The sequence below is a fragment of the Actinomycetota bacterium genome (genome assembly GCA_035540895.1).
In the GTDB taxonomy this organism is placed as follows: domain Bacteria; phylum Actinomycetota; class JAICYB01; order JAICYB01; family JAICYB01; genus DATLFR01.
In genome coordinates this window covers 1-21479 of record DATLFR010000056.1, presented here as the reverse complement: position 1 = coordinate 21479, position 21479 = coordinate 1, and the positions used below count along the sequence as shown (strand labels likewise).

Here is a 21479-nt window from a genome sequence, read left to right as displayed (position 1 = left end):
GTGACGCGGGGGTTCGGGCGGGTGACGGTCCTGCGCCGCGGGATCGGGGACGCGGGGATGGGGGTCGTCCGGGCGGGAGCCGCGATCTGGTGGACGGTCCGGGCGGTCCCCCGGCTGGCCCGCCGCAACCGGCGAGCCCTGCGCATGGACCCCCGGGTCCGGATCTAGAGCTCGATCCGCCGGTCGATCCGCACCTGCGAGAGCAGCCGCCTGTCGTGGGTGACGAGCAGGAGCGTCCCCGTGTAGGTGTCGAGAGCGCGCTCGAGCTCCGTGATCGCCGGCAGGTCGAGATGGTTCGTCGGCTCGTCGAGGACGAGCAGGTTCGTCCCCCCTGCCATGAGGGCGGCCAGGACGGCCCGCGTGCGCTCCCCCGGCGAGAGCGACCCGCACTCGCGCAGGACCTCGTCGGTCTGGAGCCCGAACTTGGCCAGGAGCGTGCGGGCCTCCTCGGCGAGCAACCCCGTCTGCTCGGTGAACCGGTCGATCAGCCGTTCCGGACCGGAGAAGACGCTGCGCTCCTGCGACATCTCCCCGACGACGACCGAGGGTCCGAGGTACCTCTCTCCCGACTCGAGGGGGACGCGGCCGAGCAGCGCTCCCAGCAGCGTCGTCTTGCCCGCTCCGTTCGGACCGAGGACGGCCACCCGCTCACCGGATCGGACCTCCACGTCGATCGGCCCGAGGAGGAAGGACCCACGACGGATGACCGCCCCCGAGAGCCGTCCGGCGACGTCGCCGGAGCGCTTGCCGGGCTCGAGCGTCATCCGCAGGTCCCACGGCTCCCACGGCTTGGCCACGACATCCATCCGCTCGAGGCGGCGGTCGAGCGACCTCGCCTTCGCCGCGATCTTCTCGCTCGAGGAGGTGCGGGCCGTCCTGATGTGCTTGTCGGGCTCGTCTCCCGACCGCAGGTCGCGCTTGGCCCGCGCGACACCCTTCCGCGACCAGGCCCGGACACGTCTCGCCCGCTCCTCGAGGTCGCTGCGTTCGGACGCGTTCCTCTCCCAGGCCTCGAAGGCGTGGCGACGGGCCACCTCCTTCAGCTCGAGGTAGCTCTCGAACCCACCCGAGTAGGTCGTCGCCGTGCGCGAGTGGTCGTCGAGCTCCACGACCTCCGAGACGACGCGGTCGAGGAAGGCGCGGTCGTGGGAGACGACGGCGATGCCGGCCGCGGCGGACGCGCAGAAGGCCTCCAGTCGCTCGAGACCGGCGAAGTCGAGGTCGTTCGTGGGCTCGTCGAGGAGCAGGACGTCGAAACGCGAGAGGAGGATGGCGGCCAGGGCGGCGCGAGCCCTCTGCCCGCCGGACAGCGTGTCCATCGGCTGGTCGAGCCGTCCGGACAGGCCGAGCGATCCCCCGACCTCCTCCGCCCGCCTCGGGAGGTCGTCGCCGCCCAGCGTGACGTAGCGGTCCAACGCGGCGGTGTACCCGGCGACCGCGTCCGGGTCGTCGGCCATCGCGTCGGCCAGGCGGTCCACCTCGGCCTCGGCGTCGGCCACCCCCGTGCGCCTGGCCAGGTAGGCGAGCAGGGTCTCCCCCGGGCGCGCGTCGGGCTCCTGTGGCAGCCAGCCCACGTTCATCGTCTCCGGGGACCGGGTGACCGTGCCGGCTTCCGGATCGAGCAACCCGGCGCAGATGCGCAGGAGCGTGGTCTTGCCCGATCCGTTCGGACCGACCACACCGATCCGGGAGCCGGGCGCGACCGTCAGCGACACGTCGTTCAGGACGACGTGGGAGCCGAATGACATGTGGATGCCGCGAACGGACAGCGTGCCCGACATGGGATGCCTATCCAACCACGTCGAGCAGGGGCCGGAAGCGCTCCACGATGGCCGTCCGGGCGCCGTCCCACCCGAGGGCGCTCGCGTCGATCCACTCGACGCGCGGGTCGGACCTGAACCACGAGATCTGACGACGGACGAACGCCTTCGTGTTGCGCACGAGGAGCTCGGTCGCCTCCTCGAGGGAGAGCCGGCCCTCGATGTGCTCGAGCATCTCCTTCACCCCGAGAGCCTGGCGCGCCGTCCTGGAGATCCCGTGGTCGCGCGCCACCCGCCTGACCTCGTCGAGCAGGCCCGCGGCGAGCTCCGCGTGCACGCGTTCCCGGGCGCGCTCCAGGAGCACCCCCCGCTCCCACGTGAGCGCCACGACCTTCAGGTCGTAGGGACCCTGGAACGTCTCCCACGTGCGGCGCAGCTCGCTGGGTGGAGCCCCCGTGAGCTCGAGGATCTCCACGGCCCTCACGATCCGCCGCGGGTTGCGGGGGTCGATCCGGGCGGCGGCGTCGGGGTCGGCGGCGACGAGGCGTTCCCAGAGCACGGCGGGGTCCTCCTCGGAGAGACGCGCCCGGACCCGCGGGTCGGTGGGAGCGAACTCGAGGTCCTCGGTCACGGCGCGGAACCACAGGCCCGACCCCCCCACGAGTAGTGGGAGCCTCCTCCTAGCGACGATCCCGTCCACGGCCGCGCGGGCGAGGGTCCGGTAGCGGACGGCCGTCATGTCCTCGGTAGGCTCGGCCACGTCGAACAGGTGGTGCGGCACGCCCCGGCGGTCGTCCCCCGAGGGCTTGTCGGCCGCTATATCGAGGTGGCGGTACACGCCCATCGAGTCGCAGGAGACGATCTCGCATCGGCCGAGGGCCAGCGCGACCTCGACCCCCATGCGGGACTTCCCGGCGGCGGTCGGTCCTACGAGCGCGGCTAGGGGGGGTCTCGTCACCAGGAACCGAGCAGGCGCTCGGCGTCGTCCCGGCTGAGCCCCTCGCTCATCGATACCCCGACCTCGGCTCCCGCCCGCATCCGGCTGGGCTCGGGGTCCCCCTCGGCCAGCGAGATCTCCGCGACCAGGTACCCGATACCGAAGGGGTGCTCGTAGGACAGGATCTTCCCGGAGACCGAACGGCCGTCGAAAGCTCCGCCGAGGACCAGCATGGGGATCATGCCGCACTCGGAGGCCTCCCGGACGATGTCGTGAGGGATGTCCAACAGCTCGGCGAGCCGGCCCCGCTCGATCGCCCCCCTGACCCGGGAGTCGAACTCGCGTCCCTTCTGGTGGTAGCCGTGCGGCGAGTCGGGAGCCACCCGGTGGGACAGGTTGCAGGAGGCGACTATGGCCACCTCCGCCCCGGTGAGCTCGGCGGCCTTGGCCACAGCCGTCCCGAAGAGCCAGTGCTCGTCCCACCCGAGCATGGAGGTGGCCACGGGGACGACCTTCATCTCGTCGTTGAACAGGTACAGCGCAGGGACGGTGATCCCGCGGTCCAGCTGCCAGTCCTCCTCCATCCTCCCGACCGGCAGCTCCATCCGGCTGGCCACGTCGACGATGGCCTCGGCGAGCTCGCGGTCAGTGGCCAGCTCGATCTGCACCTCGGGAGCCTGGAAGCGCGCCATCGAGCCTCGCAGCCGCTCCGCCTCCCACACCCCGAACGCCTCGGCGAGGAACGGGCTGTGCGGGGAGATGATCACGCAGGTCCGGGGCCGTCGCACGCCCAGGTTCATGCCGAGCTCCCCCATCGCCTCCCGCGTCCCGGCGGCTGCGCGCGCCCGATCGCTCACCTCGGGCACGAGGTTCGGGGAATGGGGCACGATGCACCCGTACGTCAGAGCCACGCGCCCTCCTGGCGTGAGCGAACCGGACGTTCACTAGGATAAGCGGGTGGCCCAGGTGCGACGAAGCGACCTGATCGACGGCGTCCTGATCGTCGAGCTCGCCTCCCACGCCGACGAGCGGGGGCGGTTCGTCGAGACCTTCCGGCAGGAGTGGCTGGGCGACGCGCCGGCCATGGTGCAGGGGAACCGCTCCGACTCGCGGCGCGGCGTCCTGCGCGGGCTGCACTACCACCTGCGCCAGGCCGACTACTGGTACGCGCCCGCCGGCCGCATCCTCGTCGCGATGCACGATCTGCGGGCCTCGTCGCCCAGTCGCGGCGTGAGCCAGACGCTGGAGATCGGGGAGGGAGCCGAGCTGGGCGTGTACATCCCACCCGGGATCGCCCACGGCTTCCAGGCCCTCACCGATGCCACCCTGACCTACCTCGTCGACAACTATTACGACGCGAGCGACGAGAGGGGGCTGGCCTGGGACGACCCGACGGCCGCGATCGCCTGGCCCCTTCCCGACCCCCTGCTCTCGGATCGCGACAAGCAGAACCCGAAGCTCGCGGAGATCCCACCCGACCTGATTCCCGCGTGACGCCCCTCCCTCCGCTGACCGTGGAGGTGGACTGCTCGGGGGCCCGTCACCGGCTGACCTGGGCCGACGGTCGGCTGATCCTCGACGACCACGACCTCGAGGCTGAGGAGGTCGCGACCCGGCTCGGGGGCTCCGCTCCGTACTGCCTGCGTGTCCGGGAGGCCGTGGCAGCACCCGATCTCGACCTCCTCGCCCTGCTCGGCGACCCAGACACGAACCCTAGGCGCCGCGGCCTCGAGCAGCAGCTCACCGCTCCGGTGCACGTGCCGTCGCCGAGGTTCTCCGCGTCGGGGGTCCATCGACGCGCCCATGTGCGCAGCCGGGCCCTCGTCGAACGTGAACAGAAGCTCCGGGACACCTGGGCGCTCCCGGCACCCGCTCGACACAGGATCGTGATGGAGAAGCTCATCGCCGGGGGGGCCGACGAAGGCGTGGTGGACGTACTGCGCCAGATGGACGCGGGCGAGCGGGCCCTCGACCGGGACGCGTTCCGGGCCATCGCGAGGGCCATCCCGAAGCCCCCGCCTCCGGCCGACGACGATGAGCGGGTGCTCGAGCGGTTCTTCGAAGGCGACGTCCTGGTCGAGATCCCCTCGAACCACACGAAGCGCCTGCTCGTCCTGCGTCGCCTCCTCGACGACATCGCGCCCGGACGGGAGTACCCCGAGAAGGAGCTGAACGAGGTGCTGCGGGTCCGGCACCCGGACTTCGCCGCCCTTCGCCGCTACATGGTCGACGAGGGACTGCTCGCCCGGGAGTCGGGGATCTACCGCCGCACGGACGGCTGAGTCCGGCCCCCTCTGCCTCGCGCATACTCACAGGCGTGGACAACGCGGCCGACCTCCGGGCCCTGCTCGTCTCCCGGCACCCGCTGATCTTCGCGAAGGCGCCCGACGAGCCGCGTCTGATGTCCATGCTGCGCAGCGAGGCCCAGGCGCTGCGGCTCCCGGTCTGGACATGGTCCGCGGCCCGAGGTCTCGCCCGGGACGGGAACCGCGCGCAGCCGAACACCCGGGAGCTGGCTGGGGCGCTCGGGTTCGCCGAGGGGGTGCCGGCTCCCGTGCTGTTCGTCCTGTGCGACGCCCACCACGCCCTCGGAGAGCCGGCCGCCGTACGCAAGCTGAAGGAGCTCTCCCAGGAGGGGACCGCCGGCAGGACCTTCGTGGTGACCAGCGCAGAGGCTCCCATCCCGCAGGACCTCAGGGGGGTGGCCCTGAGCTGGGAGCTGCGGCCCCCGGGCCCCCAGGAGCTGACCGACCTCGTCCGTCGCACCCTGCAGGACCTCGGCGCCCGGGGGGTCGAGGTCCGTATCGACGAGGCGGGAGTCGAAGGGCTGGTCCGCTCCCTGCGGGGGCTCTCCACGGGGGAAGCCGAGCACCTGATCCAACGCGCCGCCCTGGACGGGTCGGTCGACGACGCGGACCTCCGCACGATGCCGTCCCGGAAGGCGGAGCTCTTCGCGGGGGACGGCATCCTCGAGCTGATCGAGGCGGACGCGGGCACGCTGGACGAGGTGGGCGGGCTCGAGGGGCTGAAGTCCTGGCTGTCGCTGCGCGGGCGCGCCCTGGAGCCGGAGGCGCGGGGGTTCGGGCTCGACCCTCCGCGTGGGGTCCTGCTCACGGGGGTCCCGGGGTGCGGGAAGTCGTTCGTGGCGAAGACGCTGGCGCGCACGTGGGGCCTCCCTCTGCTCCTGCTCGACCCCGGACGGCTCTACGGGCCCTACATCGGCGAGTCGGAGCAACGCCTCGCCTCCGCGCTGCGCAGCGCCGAGGCCATGGCGCCCGCCGTGCTGTGGGTGGACGAGATCGAGAAGGGGTTCGCCGCCGGCGGACGAGCCGACTCCGGGGTCAGCGAGAGGGTCCGGGCCACGTTCCTGCGGTGGATGCAGGACCGTCCAGACGGGATCTTCGTCGTCGCTACCGCCAACGACGTGGCTGCCCTCCCGCCCGAGTTCACGCGCAAGGGGCGCTTCGACGAGATCTTCTTCGTCGACCTCCCCACCGCCGCGGAACGCGAGCAGATCCTGCGGCTCCACGTATCGAAGCGGAAGCGGGATCCGGACCGCCTCGACCTGGCCGCGCTCGCCGGGTCTGCGGACGGGTTCTCAGGCGCCGAGCTCGAGGCCGCGGTGGTGGCCGCTCTCTATCGGGCGTACGCGGAGGGAACCGACCTGACGACCGAGGCGATCGCGGAGGAGCTCGCCCGCACCGTCCCCCTCTCGAGGGCGCGAGCGGAGGACGTGGCCGCCCTGCGAGCGTGGGGAGCCGAGCGCGCCGTTCCCGCCGGCGCGTGAGGGACGAGCCTCAGGACAGGCGGGCCCGCAGCGTCTTCTTGTCGAACTTGCCGACGCTCGTCTTCGGGATCTCGGATACGAACTCGACGCGGTCGGGCAGCCACCAGCGGGCCACACGGGGACGGAGGTGGTCCAGGACCCCCTCCTCGGACAGGGCGGCCCCCGGACGCGCCACCACGAACGCGACCGGACGCTCCTGCCACCGGGGGTGCGGCACGCCGACCACGGCTGCCTCGGCCACGTCCGGGTGCGCCATGATCGTGTTCTCGAGCTCGACGGAGCTGATCCACTCCCCGCCCGACTTCACGAGGTCCTTCGTCCGGTCGACTATCCGTATGTAGCCCTCGGGATGCACCACCGCGACGTCTCCCGTGTGCAGCCAGCCGTCCGGGAACGGCTCCTCCCCGTAGTAGCCCGACGCGATCCACGGCCCGCGCAGCCGGATCTCACCCGGCGTGCGTCCGTCCCACGGAACCTCGGCCCCCGCGTGGTCGACGACCCGCATGTCGAGACCGGGCACGAGGAGCCCCTGGCTGGCCCGGAGCTCCAGCAGCTCGGGGGGCGGCAGCGTCCGCTCCAGGTGGGATTTCACGTGGGCTCGCGACGCGAGCGGTCCCGTCTCGGTCATCCCGTACCCCTGCTGGATCGGGACCCCGAAGCGTTCCTCGTAGGCGGAGATCATCGCCGGCGGGACGGCCGAGCCCCCGCACCCGATCCGCCGGAGCGACCGCAGGTCGTCGGGGGTGGCCACCTCCAGGACCCCCTGCCACACGGTCGGGACGGCGGCGGCGAACGTCACCTCTTCCTCCCTCATGAGGTGCACGATGTCGCTGGGGCTGGGGGCCGGACCGGGCAGCACCATCGAAGCGCCCACCATCGTCGCCGAGAGGGGGATCCCCCAGGCGTTGGCGTGGAACATCGGGACGATCGGCATCACCACGTCCGCCTCCCGTATCCCGTGCACGTCGGTCAACCCGTGCACGAGCGTGTGCAGGTACATCGCGCGATGAGAATGGACGACCCCCTTCGGGTCCCCCGTCGTGCCGGACGTGTAGCACATGAAGGCGGCCCGGCTCTCGGGGAAGGTGGGCCACTCCCCGATCGGGTCCGCACCTGCCAGGAGCTCCTCGTAGTCGTGGACGGGGAGACCGGTCTCCCGCAGGGCCTCCCCGCCCTCCCCCATCACCACGTAGGCCTCCACGGACGGGACCCGGTCGGCGAACGGGAGCCACATGTCCACCAGCTCCGCGTCGATCAGCACGACCCGGTCCTCGGCGTGCCGGACGATGTAGGCGAGCTGGTCGGCGAACAGCCGCACGTTCAGCGTGTGGCAGACGGCGCCCATCCCCGGGATGGCCGTGTAGGCCTCGAGGTGGCGGTGGTGGTTCCAGGCGAAGGTAGCGACGCGGTCGCCCCCCTCGATGCCCAGCGACCGGAGGGCGGCGGCGAGGCGCTTCGAGCGGTGGGCGAGCTCCGCGTACGTCACCCGGTCGGTGCCGGTCCGGGTGCGGGAGACGACGGTCCGCTCCGGGTAGAGACGGCGGGCCCGCTCGATGAACCCCCACAGGAGCAGCGGGGTGTCCATGACGAGCCCGTCCATCTACGCGGGGGAGGCGAGCAGGTAGTGCGTCCGGGCTCCCGTGACGCGCGCGTGCACCACGTCCCCGGAACGCAGCCCCTGCGCATCGAGGTGCACGAGCTTGTTCGTGCGGGTGCGGCCTGTGGCCCGGGCGGCGTCGCGCTTGGACCGTTCGCTCTCCACGGTCACCTCCACCACGCAGCCCACCTCCCTCTCGTTCAGTTCGAGCGAGATCCGCTCCTGGAGGGCGAGCAGCCGGTCGAACCTCTCCCCGACCACCTCCCTGGGGAGCTGCCCGTCCATCTCGGCCGCCGCCGTGTGGGGCCGCGACGAGTACTGGAACATGTAGGCGGAGTCGTACCGGACCTCCTCGACCAGCGAGAGCGTGTCCTCGAACTCCTCCCCGGTCTCCCCGGGGAAGCCGACGATGATGTCGGTCGTGAGCGCGAGACCGGGCACGACCTCCCGGGCCATCGCCACCTTCTCGAGGTAGGTGGCGCGCGAGTAGGCGCGCTTCATGCGCCGCAGGACGGCGTCGGACCCGGACTGCAGCGGGAAGTGCAGGTGCTCACAGACCGACGGACACTCGGCCATGGCCCGGGCCGTGTCCTCCTTGAAGTCCTTCGGGTGAGGGGAGGTGAACCGGATGCGTCGGATGCCCTCGACCGAGTCCAGCTCGCGCAGCAGCGTGGAGAAGATCGGGCGCCCGGTCAGGTCGCGCCCGTAGGAGTTGACGTTCTGCCCGAGCAGGGAGATCTCGGTGATGCCCTGCTCGCTCAGGCGTCGCACCTCTCCCACGATCTCGCCCACGGGCCGGGAGATCTCGGCGCCGCGCACGTGGGGGACGATGCAGAAGGTGCACGAGTTGTTGCACCCGTACTGGATCGCCACCCAGGCGTGGAAGGCCGACCCCCGCCGGGCGGGCAGGGCCGACGGGAAGACCTCGAACGACTCGGCGAGCTCCACGATCGGGACCCCGGCCTCCTCGACGGTGGCGAGCAGCGCCGGGAGCCGGTCGATGTTGCGGGTCCCGAATACGACGTCGACCCAGGGGGCCCGGTCCAGGATGGCCTCGCGGTCCTTCTCGGCCTGGCAGCCGCCGACGGCGATGCGGATCCCCGTGCGGTCCTTCACCGGGCGCAGGCGTCCGAGATGTCCGTAGAGGCGGTTGTCGGCGTTCTCCCGGATCGCGCAGGTGTTGAAGATGGCGACGTGCGCGTCCTCGGCGCGTTCGACGCGGTTGTACCCGGCCACCTCCATCAGGCCCGCCATCCGCTCTGCGTCGTGCTCGTTCATCTGGCAGCCGAACGACTGAAGGAAGTAGCGGCGGCCGCGGTCCGGTGCCGGAGCGGGCGCCGGCCCGCCGGCGGCGACGGGGAGCCGGACCCGGCTCACGGCGTCCTCCCCAGGTCGCAGATCACCTTCCACTCCGCCTCCGTGACCGGCTGCACGGACAGCCTCATCCCCCGGCGCAGCAGCACCATCTCCTCCAGTTCCGGGACCCCGCGCAGCTCGGCCAGGGTCACATAGCGCGGGAATCGCTCGACGAAGGCCACGTCCGGCATGAACCACAGGGGTTCCTCGGGCGTGGACCGGGGGTCGTGGTATCGGGAGCCAGGCTCCCACGCGGTGTGGTCGGGGTAGGCCTCCCTCACGACCTCGCAGACCCCGGCCACCCCCGGAGGGTCGCAGGACGAGTGGTAGAAGAAGGCGCGGTCGCCCACCTCCATCGCGCGCAGGTTGTTGCGCGCCTGGAAGCTGCGGACCCCGTCCCAGCACGCGACCCCGTCACGTTCGAGGTCGTCGATCGAGTAGGCGTCCGGCTCGGACTTCAGGAGCCAGTAGGCCATGGCCGGTCAATCGTAGCCCCAAAGCGAAGCGGCGCCCGGGGAGGGCGCCGCTTCACTGGGGTTGAGGGGCTACTTGGGGGGTAGCTCTTCTACTCCTTACGGGACCGGGTAGCCGCTGAGCCGTCCGTTCTCGGCCTTGCCGGGCACCTGGGCGATGAAGACCATCGAGAAGGTGACCCGCCAGCCCTGGAACCTGGACTGGTCGGTGCCGTTGTCCTCCTCCGCCATGAAGAACCTGTACTGACGGTCGTCGGTCCGACGCGCCGGGAAGAACGGGAGCGGAGAGCTCGTGCCGCCCATCGTCCCGGCCGACCGGATGACCCCGAGCTCGCAGGCGCTCTGGGGCGACGCGAACTCGTTCAGCCGCCCGGAGCAGGTCTGGGCGTAGCTGTCGTCGGAGTCGGGGTTGTTCTCGTAGTCGTCTCGGCCCTGCGGCAGGTTGTAGTACGTCTGCTTGTGCACCCGCAGGGTCCAGAAGTTGAGGAAGGTGTTGTAGTCGGCGGTCCCCGCCGTGACCGGCGTGTACACGTTGGTCGCCTTGTTCCAGCTGTGCACCTGGACGCTCGACGGCGGCACGTACACCGACCACGAGGCGGACTTGGCCGGGGAGTTGACGTTCGTGATGATCACGTCCGTCCGCCGGGCGTCACCCGGGTAGGTGTTCACCTGGCACTCCTCCGAGGTGGCGGTGTGCCCGCACGCGCTGGTGGCGAGCGTCCGCCGGAAGATCACGCGATCCTCGGCCCCGTCCGTGGGGCGGAACGAGGTCTCGCGTGCCGCCACGTCCTTCGCCGTGATCACGTAGTTGAACGAGGACGCGTCCCGGACGACGTTGTTCGGGATCGTCTTGTCGAACAGCTTGTATGCGATGGCGATCCCGCTCACCAGCCCGATGATCGCCACGAGCGACGCCGCGCTCCGCCGGCGCTTCGTCCAGAACCCCCGTGTGGTAGCAGCGCCGCCTCGCATAGCCATGTCGCTGAGGCTCCTCTGCGCTAGCCGCGTCTCCACTGTGCTCCTCCTGTCCCATGGACCATCCCGCGGGCCGTGGCCCGGGGCTGGGTCCAGTTGCTGCTGTCACGCGGTACAACGCCCTGGAGGGGGCCCATCCGTCGGGGGGGTGAGGCAGGAACCAGGAGCCCGGCGACGAACGGTGGGGACGGTAGGTCAGGTGTGCTCAAGCAAGGGGTAGCTCATGTCGCGCTCGCTGCAGCTCGTACTAGTGGCTCTGCTCGTCGCCTCCGGGCTGACGTCCTCCCCCGCCTCCGCTCAGATCGCGAACTCCGTGGCGATCGACGACGGCGGCGACGACCACCTCGGGTGGTCCGAGATGAACACGCGCGTGATGGTGTACGGGTCGGGGCGTCCGGCCGCCGAGACCGTCTCGGTGCGGTTGGCCCAGCCCCCCGGGGAGACCCCCAGCGCGGCCACCGACTGGGTCTGCGTGAGGCCTGACACGACCCAGGGGATGTGGCGTCACGTCTTCCTCGCTGCCCAGCTGGCCAGGTTCACCGACGGTCCGATCGAGGCTCAGGCCAGGTTCGGGGCCGCCTGCGAGCAGATCGGGGCCGGCACGGGCTCGGACACGAGCATCGTCGACCTCGTCTACCCCAGCACCCTGGAGGTCGCGATCGCGGCCGCGGACGGGGTCCTGCTGCCCGACCCCGTCGAAGAGGACGCCGAGCCGTCCGCACCGACCTACACGGCCCACGTGTCGGGGCGCAACGACGAGCCAGGGTGGACCCTCCTCCGCCTCGACGACGAGGACCCGGCCACCGCGGAGCTGCGCGAGACGGTCCAGACCCGCCCGGACGGGACCTGGGAGGCGTCCCTCGACGCCACCCGCTTCGCCGACGGACGACTGCGGGTCCTGGCCTTCGCCCGCGACCTGGCCAAGAACACGCAGGAGCCGGGGCTCTACTCCTCCTACGTCCTGAAGCTCCCGTCCGAAGACGTGGAGGTCGCCCGGCCCAGGATCGTGATCGAGGACGGCGACGGGTACCTCCACGCCGACTGCTGCACGGTGAGCCCCGACGACCTCTCCCGCGTGCCGATCTCGGTCACGCATGTCGGACCGTCTCCCGAGGCGACCCTGTCCGTGACCGTGAGCGACGGATCGAGATCCGTTGCCGGCTGGGCCGAGGTGGACAGCGACGGGAAGCCCGCCACCCCGCCCGACAAGCTCCCGGCGATGACGGCCGCCCGAGACCAGGACGTGGTCTTCTACGCCGATGTCCGGACCCTCGCCGATGCTCGGGTCGTGGCCACGGTGACGGCCGCGACCGAGACCGCCTCGGCGAGCGGCACGGCCAGGTCCCTCCTGGACCGTACGCCGCCCAGATCGCAGATCACGACCCCCACCGAGGGCGCCCTGATCCGCTGCCGCTACATCTGGTACCCCGACATCCTCGACGGCGACGGGGCCCTCTTCTCGAACGTGGAGTGCAACAACACGTTCGAGGGACGCTCGACGGACGCCCTGGGACGCGCCACGACCGTGCAGCTCGCGTTCACGAGTTTGGACCTGGGCGGGACGAAGTACGTGACCGTCCGGCCCAACGCGTCCACGGGGGTCTGGTCGCTGAACATCCACAGCACCCAGAACTACCTCGGGCCGGGTGAGTGGGAGCTCGTCGCCCGGGCACAGGACGACGCCACGAACCTGGAGGACCGCCAGCCGGACGGCTCCAACACCGTCCGCTTCACGATCGTCCCGGTCTAGGACAACAGCGGACGGCGCCCCGGGGAGGGGCGCCGTCGGCTGGGGTTGAGGGGCTACTCGGGGTAGCTCTTCGTCTAGTTGGGGACCGCTGAGTACCGGCCGGACTCCGCCTCCGCCGGGACCCTCGCCACGAAGACCAGCGAGAACCGGATCCTCCAACCCTTGAACCTGGACTGGTCGCTGCCGTCGTCCTCCTCGGACATGTTGAACCGGTAGTGCCTGATGTCGCGTGAGTGGGCCGAGGACATCGTCCCGACCGACGCGCCGGTCGTGCCCTTGCCGCGGATCGTGCCCAGCTTGCAGGCGCTCTGGCTCGTCAGACCGCGCAGGTCCGTCGGGGCGCAGGCCGTCCCGTAGCTCGCGTTCGCCGTCGGGCTGTTCACGTACTCACCGTTGGTCACGGGGACCTGGTAGAGCAGCTGCTTGTCGACACCGAGCTTCCAGTAGCCGACGTAGCGGCCCCAATCGGCGTCGGTGGTCGGGACCACCTGGTACGTGCCGCTCGTAGCTGTACCTGTGGGCGGAACCCAGCGCTCGACCACGATCGTCCCGGGAGCCACGTACACCTCGAACCCGGCGTCCTTGGCTGGGTCCTGCGTGTTCGTGATCTTCACGTTGGTCCGGCGCGAGTCACCCGGGTAGGTGCTGACCTGGCACGGGTCGCTCGCGTCGAGCGGCGGGCACGAGGCCAGGCTCTGACGGAAGATCACCTGGTCGCCCGACCCGGTGACCGCCCGGTAGGCGGACTCTCCGGCCGCGACATCCTGGGCCTCCAGCGTGTAGCCGAACGACGACGCGTCCCGGACCACGTTGTTCGGGATCGTCTTGTCGAACAGCTTGTAAGCGACGGCGATACCAGCCAAGAGGGCGATGGCCGCCATCAGGGACGTTGCACTGCGCTTGCGCTTCGTCCAGAAACCTCTGGTCGAAGCACCCCCACCCATGGAGACGTCGCGCGAAGCGACGGATTCCATCAACCCCAGAGACATATCGGTTCCTCCTCCTACGGCTAGTACCGATCGCCCGGTCCCGCACCACATGTGCGGTGTCCGAGGAGCGAACCCCCTGATGGACCCTCCTCGGGTGACCATCACCGGCTGAAACGGCCCAGGGGCGCGTGGCCCGTCGGGGGGGTCCGGACCCGGCCCGGCCCCCGGTTCGTGGCGCTCGGGCGCAGGGTCGGATACAACCTGGTTGAGCCCCGGCCCGTGGGGGGAGGATTCGGCCCGTACCCGGCGAACGTTTCGGCTCGACGGGGGCCGCTCGCACACGAGGTGTCATGGAACTCTTCAGGGTGTCATCGCAGTCGAACCCGAACAGCACGGCAGGGGCGATCGCCAACGTCGTGCGCAACGACGGGGCGGCCGAGCTGCAGGTCATCGGGGCGGGCGCCCTGAACCAGGCCATAAAGGCGGTGGCGATCGCCCGGACCTTCCTGGCCCCCGACGACATCGAGCTGGTCTGCGTGCCCTCGTTCGCCGAGGTCTACATCGACGGGGAGCTGAGGACGGCGATCCGCCTCGCCGTCCACGACCGCCGAGCCACCGTCTCCCCCGACGAGGCCACGGCTGAGAGCCGCCCCATCGAGGACGTCGAGGTGGACCGCGCCACCCGGGAGCCGGCTCCCCTCGAAGACGCCCCCTAACGCATCGGACCCGCCGTACAGGCGGGCCCGATGGGGTCATCCGATCGTGGACACTCGGTAACTACCGGGCGTACTCCACCGACCGAATCTCCCGGAGGACCACGACCCGGATCTGGCCCGGGTACTGCAGCTCCTCCTCGATCTTCTTGGCGATCTCGCGCGCCATGACCTGGGCGGCGACGTCGTCCACGTCGCCGGGGGCGACCATGACCCGGACCTCCCGGCCCGCCTGCATCGCGTAGACCTTCTCGACCCCCTTGAACCCCTTGGCGATCTCCTCGAGGCGCTCGAGCCGCTTCACGTAGGCCTCGAACGACTCCCGCCGCGCTCCCGGACGGCCGCCCGAGATGGCGTCGGCCGCCTGGCAGATCACCGCCTCGAGGGTCCGCATCTCGATCTCGCCGTGGTGCGCCTCGATCGCGTGGCATACCTGGGCCGACTCCCCCAGGCGGCGGGCCAGCTCGGCCCCCACGAAGGCGTGGGAGCCCTCGACCTCGTGGGCGACCGCCTTGCCGATGTCGTGGAACAGGGTGCACCGCTTCGCGAGCTTCACGTCCGAGCCCAGCTCGGCGGCGATCATCCCGGCCACGTGGGAAGCCTCGATCACGTGCCGGAGCACGTTCTGACCGTAGCTGTAGCGGTACTTCAGCCGCCCAAGGGCCCGGACGAGCTCAGGGTGCACGTTCGTCAGGCCTACCTCGAGGATCGCCTCCTCACCGGCGGACTTGATCTCCTGCTCGATCTGGGCCCGGGCCCTCTCGTACTGCTCCTCGATACGGGCCGGATGGATCCGGCCGTCGGCCACTAGGGCCTCGAGGGTTATCCGGGCCGCCTCCCTCCGCACCGGGTCGAAGCAGGAGAGCAGGACGGCCTCCGGCGTGTCGTCGATGATGAGGTTCACGCCCGTGACCTGCTCGAAGTGACGGATGTTGCGCCCCTCGCGCCCGATGATCCGGCCCTTCATGTCCTCGGACGGCAGCTGAAGGACCGAGACGGATGCCTCCTGGGCCTGCTCGGACCCGACCCGCTGGATCGCCGTCACGACGATCTTGCGCGCCCGTCGATCGGCCTCCTCCCGGGCCCGCGTCTCGAAGTCGCGGACGAGAGCCAGCGCGTCACGCTTCGCCTCGTCCTCGATCTCCGCGATGAGCTGCGCCTTCGCGTCCGCGACGGACAGCCCGGCCACCCGTTCGAGCGCCTTGCGGTGGCGGTCGGCGTGCTGAGCGATCTCCTCCTTGGCACGGTCGAGGTCGCTCTCCTTCTGCAGCAACACCCGCTCGCGCTCCTCCAGCTTCTGCTCCCGCCGGTCGAGCGTCGCTGCCCTCGACTCGACGGCCTCCTCGATCCCGGCGACCGACTTCTCGCGCCTCTCGACCTCGGCCCGCAGGACGGCAACCTCCCGCTCCGCCTGTCGCCGCAGGTCGTCGGCGCGCTGCTGTGCGGAAGCCAGGGTCTCCGTCGACCGCTTCTCGGCATCCGCCTCGGCTTGTCGGATCAGCTCGGTGGCCCGGTGCTGCGCAGAGCTCTCGCGACGTTGGGCTGCGACCCTCGTCACGAGAGCGCCGGCGCCGGCACCGACGAGGAGGGCGATGATCATGCCGAGGATGATCTCCATCCCGGCTCCCTCCCTTCATGCGTCTCATCGCACGCGCTACCGCGTGCGGAGCAGACGGGGTCCGGGAGAGCCTAGGAACGAGCGCGCGATGTCACGAACACATAGAGCCTGGATGCGACAGGTCGCTTCTGACCTGCGGTTTCGCTGCTCGTTCCGCCACCATGTCGGGTCGTTCGGTCTCTTCGTGGTTCCGACTGATCTCGTGGTTTGGGCTGTCCCGAGCGCCCTGCGCTCCCCGACAGTCTACGAGAGGGCTGCGCGGCCCGGCAAGGACTATCCACTCTCCGTGGTCGTCCTGCTGCGGACAGCGAGGCCGGGCCCCCCTCCTGGGGGCCCGGCCTCAGAGACCGCCGCTAGACCTCGACCGGTTCCAGGGAGTCCTCGAGGGCGGGAGGCGGCGGGAGCTGCCCGTTGGGGTTCAGCTCGGCCTTCACGAGCATCTCGATGCGCCGGGCGAGCTCGACGTTCTCGCCGAGGAACGCCTTCGCGTTCTCGCGACCCTGCCCGAGCTGCTCGCCGTCGAAGGTGAACCACGCTCCCGACTTCTTGACCACGCCCTTCTCGACCGCGACGTCGAGGAGCGACCCCTCCTTCGAGATCCCCTTGCCGAACACGATGTCGAACTCGCAGGTGCGGAAGGGCGGCGCCACCTTGTTCTTCACCACCTTGGCCCGGACCCGGTTGCCGACCACCTCGGCCCCGTCCTTCAGGGACTCGATCCGCCGGACGTCGAGACGCACCGACGAGTAGAACTTCAGGGCGCGTCCACCCGGGGTCACCTCGGGGCTCCCGAACATCACGCCGACCTTCTCACGGATCTGGTTGATGAAGATCACGCACGTCTTGGACTTGGAGACCGACGCGGTCAGCTTCCGCATCGCCTGGGACATCAGCCTGGCCTGCAGGCCGACGTGGGTGTCCCCCATCTCGCCCTCGATCTCCGCCCGGGGCACGAGCGCCGCCACCGAGTCGACGACCAGGACGTCGATGGCGTTCGAGCGGATCAGCATGTCCGCGATCTCCAACGCCTGCTCCCCCGTGTCCGGCTGGGAGACGAGCAGGGAGTCGATGTCCACCCCGATGTTGCCGGCGTAGGTGGGGTCGAGGGCATGCTCGGCGTCGATGAACGCCGCCACCCCGCCTGCCGCCTGCGCCTCGGCGATCACCTGGAGCGCGACCGTCGTCTTCCCCGAGCTCTCCGGTCCGTACAGCTCGATGATCCTCCCCCGCGGGAGCCCGCCGACGCCGAGAGCGATGTCCAGCGCCAGGGAGCCGGTCGGGATCGCCTCGATGTGCATCGCGTGGGCGTTGTCCCCCAGGCGCATGACGGCTCCCTTGCCGTACTGCTTCTCTATCTGGCCGAGGGCCATCTGCAGGGCCTTCTCTCTGTCCATCCTCGTTCGTCCTCCTCGTCGGACCTGCCTGGGGAAGCACTGGGGAAGGTCTGTGCAAGAACCGTAGTCACCGGTGCCGACACGACCCTAGAGCGAACGCGTGTTCGACACAAGGAACATGGGCCGGCGCGTGGAAACCCTGGGCGTGAGGTCGATGCGTCCCATCCTGGCCGTCCTGGCTCTCCTCCTGCTGCCCTACGCGCCCGCCCGCGCCCAGGGTGCGCCGGCCGTCGCCGACCATCCCCTCGCCGACGTCTTCCATCGCTACGGCGACTCCGGCGTCGGCTGGACGGGGGGCGACTCCACCTACTCCGTCCCCCTCCCCGACGGCCGCGTGGTCTGGATGTTCTCCGACACCTTCCTGGGGCAGGTCGAGCCCAACCACGGACGCAGCAACTTCACGCCGATGATCCACAACTCGTTCGTCGTCCAGGACGGCGAAGCGCTCACCACCCTGCACGGCGACAACAACGGGCGCCCCATGTCGCTGATCCCGACCGAGGGCAACGACCGCCTGGGGTCCTACTGGGTGGCGGACGGAACGGTCGAGGGCGACCGGCTCCACGTGTTCGTGAACCGCTTCGCCATCCTCGGCGTCACCTTCCAGCAGGTCGCGAACGACGTGGCCACATTCACCCTCCCCGACCTGCGCCTCGAGAAGATCTCCCCCTCCCCCGGCGCCTACATCCCGTGCCTGCAGTGCGGCTCCCCCATCAACTGGGGCATCGGCATCCTCGAGACCGAGGCCTACACCTACGTCTACGGGTCGGACGAACCCCCGCTAGCCAAGCACCTGCACGTGGCGCGGGTGCCGTCCGGACGCCTCCTCGAGGGGCCCTGGGAGTACTGGACCGGCAGAGGCTGGACGACCGATGCCTTGGCGTCCGCGCGCATCCTGGACAGGGTGTCCGGGGAGGTCAGCGTCGTCCGGACACGCACCGGCTACCGTCTCGTCGCCCAGGACACCGGCATCCTCCCCGAGATCTACGCCTACACGGCGCCGGACCCGTGGGGGCCCTGGACGAACAAGACCCTGCTCTTCCGCACCACCGACTTCCCCCACGACCCCGTGAACGGGTCGAGGATCACCTACAACGCCCACGAGCACCCCCACCTGGCCACCGAGACCTCCACCGTCGTCACGTACAACATGAACAGCACCAGCTCCGCCGAGCTGTACGGGGACGTGCACGTCTACCGGCCCCGGTTCAAGGTCGTGCCCCACCCGCCGGGCGGCCCTCCGCTCTAGGACGTCGTCCCCGGCTGGTACGGTCCCCAGGCCTTCCCCCTGACGGAAGGGACCGCTGTGCCTCCGCTGGGTCTGCACCCCGATCGTCCGGCTCCCCTGCTCTACGACCGGATGGTCGAGGTGCTGCGAGGACGCAACTACAGCCCGCGAACGCAGGACGCCTACATCGCGTGGGTCCGAAGGTTCCTCCACCACTTCGACGGGCGCCACCCGCTCGAGCTCGGCGAGGAGGAGGTGAACGCGTTCCTGTCCGAGCTCGCGGTCCGACGCAACGTCGCCCCCTCAACGCAGAACCAGGCGCTCGCGGCGATCCTCTTCCTCTACAGGAAGGTGCTGGCGCAGCCGCTCGAGCGTGTGGACGGGCTGCTGCGGGCTTCAAAGGGGAAGAGGCTCCCGGTCGTCCTGACGCGAGACGAGGTGGCAGCGGTCCTGTCCCGGATGCGCGGGGTCGCGAGGTTGGTGGCGATGCTGCAGTACGGGTCGGGAGCCCGCGTGACCGAGGCACTCTCGGTGCGCGTCAAGGACCTCGACTTCGCCCGCCGAGAGCTCGTGATCCGTGACGGCAAGGGCGGGAACGACCGGGTAACCACGCTGCCCGCCAGCATCCACGACGCGCTGCGCGAGCATCTCGGCCGCGTCCGACGCCAGCACGAGACGGACCTCGCGAGGGGCTTGGGGGAGGCGCCGCTCCCGAACGCGCTCGCACGCAAGTACGGCGGGGCGGCGCGGGAATGGGCTTGGCAGTGGGTCTTCCCCGCGCGCGCCCACTACACGGACCGGGAGACGGGGAGGAGGCACCGCCACCACCTCCACGAGTCGGTCGTGCAGAAGGCGGTCAGGGAGGCCGCCCTCGCGGCCGACCTCCCCAAGCGCGTCACGACCCACGCCTTCCGGCACTCCTTCGCCACCCACCTGCTCGAGGACGGTTACGACATCCGGACCGTCCAGGAGCTGCTCGGACACCGCGACGTCCGGACGACGATGATCTACACCCACGTCCTCAACCGCGGGGGCCGAGGGGTGCTGAGCCCGCTGGACAAGCTCCAGAACCTCGGGAGCGTCTCCCAGTCGGAGGCTCATGCGGTCCCGGTCCATGGGAAGCCGGAAGCGTCTTATGCGGCTCCGGAGGCTCCGCCACCTGCCGCGTCTTATGCGGTCCACCCCCGCGGCATAACCCCGCGCGAGTACGGGAGGCCCAAGTGACGCCATGGCAGATGGCGATGGCCTCGTTCAAGCGGGAGCCCGCACGGTGGGAGGCTTAGACTGGTCGGGAGCCGCCCCCCGCGGCGGCCTAGATAGGAGTTGGGCTGACTGAGGGGGAGGGAGCATGTCTTCACGAAGCGCGTTTGGTGTCCTGGCCCGCGCCATAGGGCTCTATCTCGCAGTGACATCCGCATTAGCGCTCTTCAATCAGCTGTGGGAGTCAGGCGGGCACATCGACGCCGGTCCGGCACTAACAAGGCTCGTGGCCGTGATTGTCGGCGTACTGCTCCTTCTTGGGGGAGACAACCTCGCAGCACGCTTGTACCGAGGAGACTCCAGGGAGTGATCCCGGGCTCGCAGCCCAACTCGGCGCTGCAGCCGACCGAACGCCGCCGTCACGCCCAGCGGTACCCTCAAGTCATGAGAGGCGGCGTACCGGCGGCTGAGCGCCCAAGTCGTTGGGCAGACAGTACGGGGGTAACCAGATCGAAGGGGGCGCGTTGATGACACTGATCCGCTCGAACCTTTGGCTCATAGCGAGTGCGCTGGCCGCGTTCGTCGTCGTGGTCCTTCCGAGGGCGAGCACACCTTTGGCCGCTGTGGCCGGAGGAGCGATCATCCTCAGCGCCCTCGTCGTGGGTATCGCCATCCGTCGAACCCGGGGAGGCCGGTGCTCAATCTGACGCTGCTGCCCAACTCGCGGCTGCAGCAGTCCACACGGCCCGCCGTCGCCGTCGGTGGGATGCTGTACCGGCGGTGAGGCGGCCGCGTGGCTGCTGAGCCGCCAAGTCGTTGGCCAGATTGGGGGAGGTATGACTCGAAGCTCGAGACGTTCATCCAGGAAACAGTCCGCCTCCTGGGAGCTGCGCCATCAACCATGGACACCCGAAGGTCAGATCGAAGGCTTCGGTCGGTTCGCGCGAGGACTGCGGAGCCGCCCGAAGACAGGTCTTTCCCTACGTCAGCTCGCCCTGATCATCGTCGCTCTCATGGTCTTGGTGATGCTGGTCACATGGAGCGTCGAAGCACTCATGGGAAGTTGACCGTGGCTAGCCTACTGGCCAACTCGCGTTTGCAGCCGTCCACGGCCCGCCCTAACGGGCGACCGTTTCGCCGCCAGCGGGGAGGCGGGTCCGTGGCGGCTGAAACGCCGTGTCGATAGGCGGAACTCACCGCGGCTCCCTACTCTTCAGCGAGGAGAGCATCGTCTCCGGCGCCCCACCCGACTCCCACGGGCCGCCACGGCCTGACCACTCCCCTCGTCCAGATCGACGCGTTAACGAGCGGCCACGAAAGCAGCACGCTCCGCGCAACCGGAGGAACCCGCCCCTCCACGTTCCAGCGCAGCAGCCGGTTCATGCGCATCCGCCCTCAGCCGCACCTCGCGGCCGCCCCGGTTCGCCCCAACGTCAACGTGCACCCATCAGGTGCGTCCGAGCCCGCCTATCTCGCGTTTGCAGCGGACCTCGACCCGCCGGTACCTAAGTGCGAAGATGACAGCCATGAGAGGCGGGATCGAGGCCGCTGAAACGCCAAGTCGATAGGCGGAACTCACGCCGGCCCTGAACTCCTTCAACGAGGAGAGCATCGACTCCGGCGCCCCTCCTGACACCTGCGGGCGGCCACAGCCCGACCACTCCCCCCGTCCAGATCGACGCGTTCACGAGCGGCCACGAAAGCAGCACGGTCCGCGCAACCGGAGGAACCCGCCGCCTCCCACGTCCCAGCGCAGCAGCCC

General features: G+C 70.2%; 16 protein-coding genes and 1 pseudogene. 7 read left to right on the top strand and 10 right to left on the bottom strand.

Annotated elements, in window-relative coordinates:
* Positions 1–164: 164 nt before the first annotated feature.
* Genes VM840_02950 through amrB form a run of 3 tightly spaced genes read right to left on the bottom strand, consistent with a single transcriptional unit; the run spans position 165 to position 3608 of the window.
* Positions 165–1781: an ABC-F family ATP-binding cassette domain-containing protein gene (locus VM840_02950; GenBank protein ID HVL80534.1), complete on the bottom strand. Its 1617-nt coding sequence runs from the start codon at positions 1779–1781 to the stop codon at positions 165–167.
* Positions 1782–1788: 7 nt separating this feature from the next.
* Positions 1789–2718, bottom strand: a complete 930-nt coding sequence (gene miaA, locus VM840_02945) for a tRNA (adenosine(37)-N6)-dimethylallyltransferase MiaA (protein HVL80533.1) — start codon at positions 2716–2718, stop codon at positions 1789–1791.
* The gene (amrB, locus tag VM840_02940; protein ID HVL80532.1) at positions 2715–3608 is read right to left on the bottom strand and encodes an AmmeMemoRadiSam system protein B; all 894 of its coding nucleotides are present in this window, start codon (positions 3606–3608) and stop codon (positions 2715–2717) included. The genes miaA and amrB overlap by 4 nt, the downstream gene beginning before the upstream one ends.
* Before the next feature lie 46 nt (positions 3609–3654).
* On the opposite strand from amrB, the gene rfbC reads away from it, so the two are divergent.
* The 3 genes from rfbC to VM840_02925 are packed head-to-tail and all read left to right on the top strand — an operon-like array spanning position 3655 to position 6484.
* Positions 3655–4191, top strand: coding sequence for a dTDP-4-dehydrorhamnose 3,5-epimerase (gene rfbC / locus VM840_02935; protein ID HVL80531.1), 537 nt, complete (start codon positions 3655–3657; stop codon positions 4189–4191).
* Positions 4188–4979 (top strand): DUF2087 domain-containing protein, encoded by a 792-nt coding sequence (locus tag VM840_02930; GenBank protein ID HVL80530.1) that lies wholly within the window; start codon positions 4188–4190, stop codon positions 4977–4979. Before rfbC ends, VM840_02930 begins: the two co-directional genes overlap by 4 nt.
* Before the next feature lie 35 nt (positions 4980–5014).
* Entirely contained in the window at positions 5015–6484 is a 1470-nt protein-coding gene (locus tag VM840_02925) for an AAA family ATPase (GenBank protein HVL80529.1), read from the top strand.
* Between the two features lie 10 nt (positions 6485–6494).
* Here the strand turns inward: VM840_02925 and VM840_02920 are convergent, their stop codons facing one another.
* From VM840_02920 to VM840_02905, 4 genes are all read right to left on the bottom strand, one after another.
* On the bottom strand, positions 6495–8084 hold the full coding sequence (locus VM840_02920) for a long-chain fatty acid--CoA ligase (protein HVL80528.1): 1590 nt from the start codon (positions 8082–8084) through the stop codon (positions 6495–6497).
* Positions 8085–9458, bottom strand: a complete 1374-nt coding sequence (miaB, locus tag VM840_02915; protein HVL80527.1) for a tRNA (N6-isopentenyl adenosine(37)-C2)-methylthiotransferase MiaB — start codon at positions 9456–9458, stop codon at positions 8085–8087.
* Complete coding sequence (locus VM840_02910; GenBank protein ID HVL80526.1) at positions 9455–9913, bottom strand: EVE domain-containing protein; 459 nt, start codon at positions 9911–9913, stop codon at positions 9455–9457. The genes miaB and VM840_02910 overlap by 4 nt, the downstream gene beginning before the upstream one ends.
* Positions 9914–10009: 96 nt before the next feature.
* The gene (locus VM840_02905; protein HVL80525.1) at positions 10010–10888 is read right to left on the bottom strand and encodes a hypothetical protein; all 879 of its coding nucleotides are present in this window, start codon (positions 10886–10888) and stop codon (positions 10010–10012) included.
* 220 nt (positions 10889–11108) lie between these two features.
* Here VM840_02905 and VM840_02900 point away from each other — a divergent pair, with 220 nt between their 5' ends.
* Entirely contained in the window at positions 11109–12635 is a 1527-nt protein-coding gene (locus VM840_02900; GenBank protein ID HVL80524.1) for a hypothetical protein, read from the top strand.
* Positions 12636–12709: 74 nt separating this feature from the next.
* Here the strand turns inward: VM840_02900 and VM840_02895 are convergent, their stop codons facing one another.
* Positions 12710–13624: a hypothetical protein gene (locus VM840_02895; protein ID HVL80523.1), complete on the bottom strand. Its 915-nt coding sequence runs from the start codon at positions 13622–13624 to the stop codon at positions 12710–12712.
* 290 nt (positions 13625–13914) lie between these two features.
* Here VM840_02895 and VM840_02890 point away from each other — a divergent pair.
* Positions 13915–14172, top strand: a pseudogene (locus tag VM840_02890) (stage V sporulation protein S).
* Positions 14173–14341: 169 nt separating this feature from the next.
* On the opposite strand, the gene rny reads toward VM840_02890, so the two are convergent.
* Together rny and recA are read right to left on the bottom strand one after the other, a co-directional pair.
* Positions 14342–15895 carry a ribonuclease Y gene (rny, locus tag VM840_02885; GenBank protein HVL80522.1) on the bottom strand — a complete coding sequence of 518 codons (1554 nt, stop codon included), beginning with the start codon at positions 15893–15895 and terminating at the stop codon, positions 14342–14344.
* A 353-nt stretch (positions 15896–16248) separates the two neighbouring features.
* Positions 16249–17289 carry a recombinase RecA gene (gene recA / locus VM840_02880; GenBank protein ID HVL80521.1) on the bottom strand — a complete coding sequence of 347 codons (1041 nt, stop codon included), beginning with the start codon at positions 17287–17289 and terminating at the stop codon, positions 16249–16251.
* A gap of 130 nt (positions 17290–17419) precedes the next feature.
* Here recA and VM840_02875 point away from each other — a divergent pair, with 130 nt between their 5' ends.
* Together VM840_02875 and VM840_02870 are read left to right on the top strand one after the other, a co-directional pair.
* Entirely contained in the window at positions 17420–18538 is a 1119-nt protein-coding gene (locus VM840_02875; GenBank protein HVL80520.1) for a DUF4185 domain-containing protein, read from the top strand.
* A gap of 57 nt (positions 18539–18595) precedes the next feature.
* The gene (locus VM840_02870) at positions 18596–19741 is read left to right on the top strand and encodes an integron integrase (protein HVL80519.1); all 1146 of its coding nucleotides are present in this window, start codon (positions 18596–18598) and stop codon (positions 19739–19741) included.
* Positions 19742–21479 lie beyond the last annotated feature (1738 nt).

Coding starts and splice junctions, on each gene's coding strand:
- recA (HVL80521.1), bottom strand. CDS start 17,289: ATGGACAGAGAGAAGGCCCTGCAGATGGCCCTCGGCCAGATAGAGAAG.
- rny (HVL80522.1), bottom strand. CDS start 15,895: ATGGAGATCATCCTCGGCATGATCATCGCCCTCCTCGTCGGTGCCGGC.
- VM840_02905 (HVL80525.1), bottom strand. CDS start 10,888: ATGGCTATGCGAGGCGGCGCTGCTACCACACGGGGGTTCTGGACGAAG.
- VM840_02920 (HVL80528.1), bottom strand. CDS start 8,084: ATGGACGGGCTCGTCATGGACACCCCGCTGCTCCTGTGGGGGTTCATC.
- VM840_02910 (HVL80526.1), bottom strand. CDS start 9,913: ATGGCCTACTGGCTCCTGAAGTCCGAGCCGGACGCCTACTCGATCGAC.
- VM840_02900 (HVL80524.1), top strand. CDS start 11,109: ATGTCGCGCTCGCTGCAGCTCGTACTAGTGGCTCTGCTCGTCGCCTCC.
- VM840_02895 (HVL80523.1), bottom strand. CDS start 13,624: ATGTCTCTGGGGTTGATGGAATCCGTCGCTTCGCGCGACGTCTCCATG.
- VM840_02950 (HVL80534.1), bottom strand. CDS start 1,781: ATGTCGGGCACGCTGTCCGTTCGCGGCATCCACATGTCATTCGGCTCC.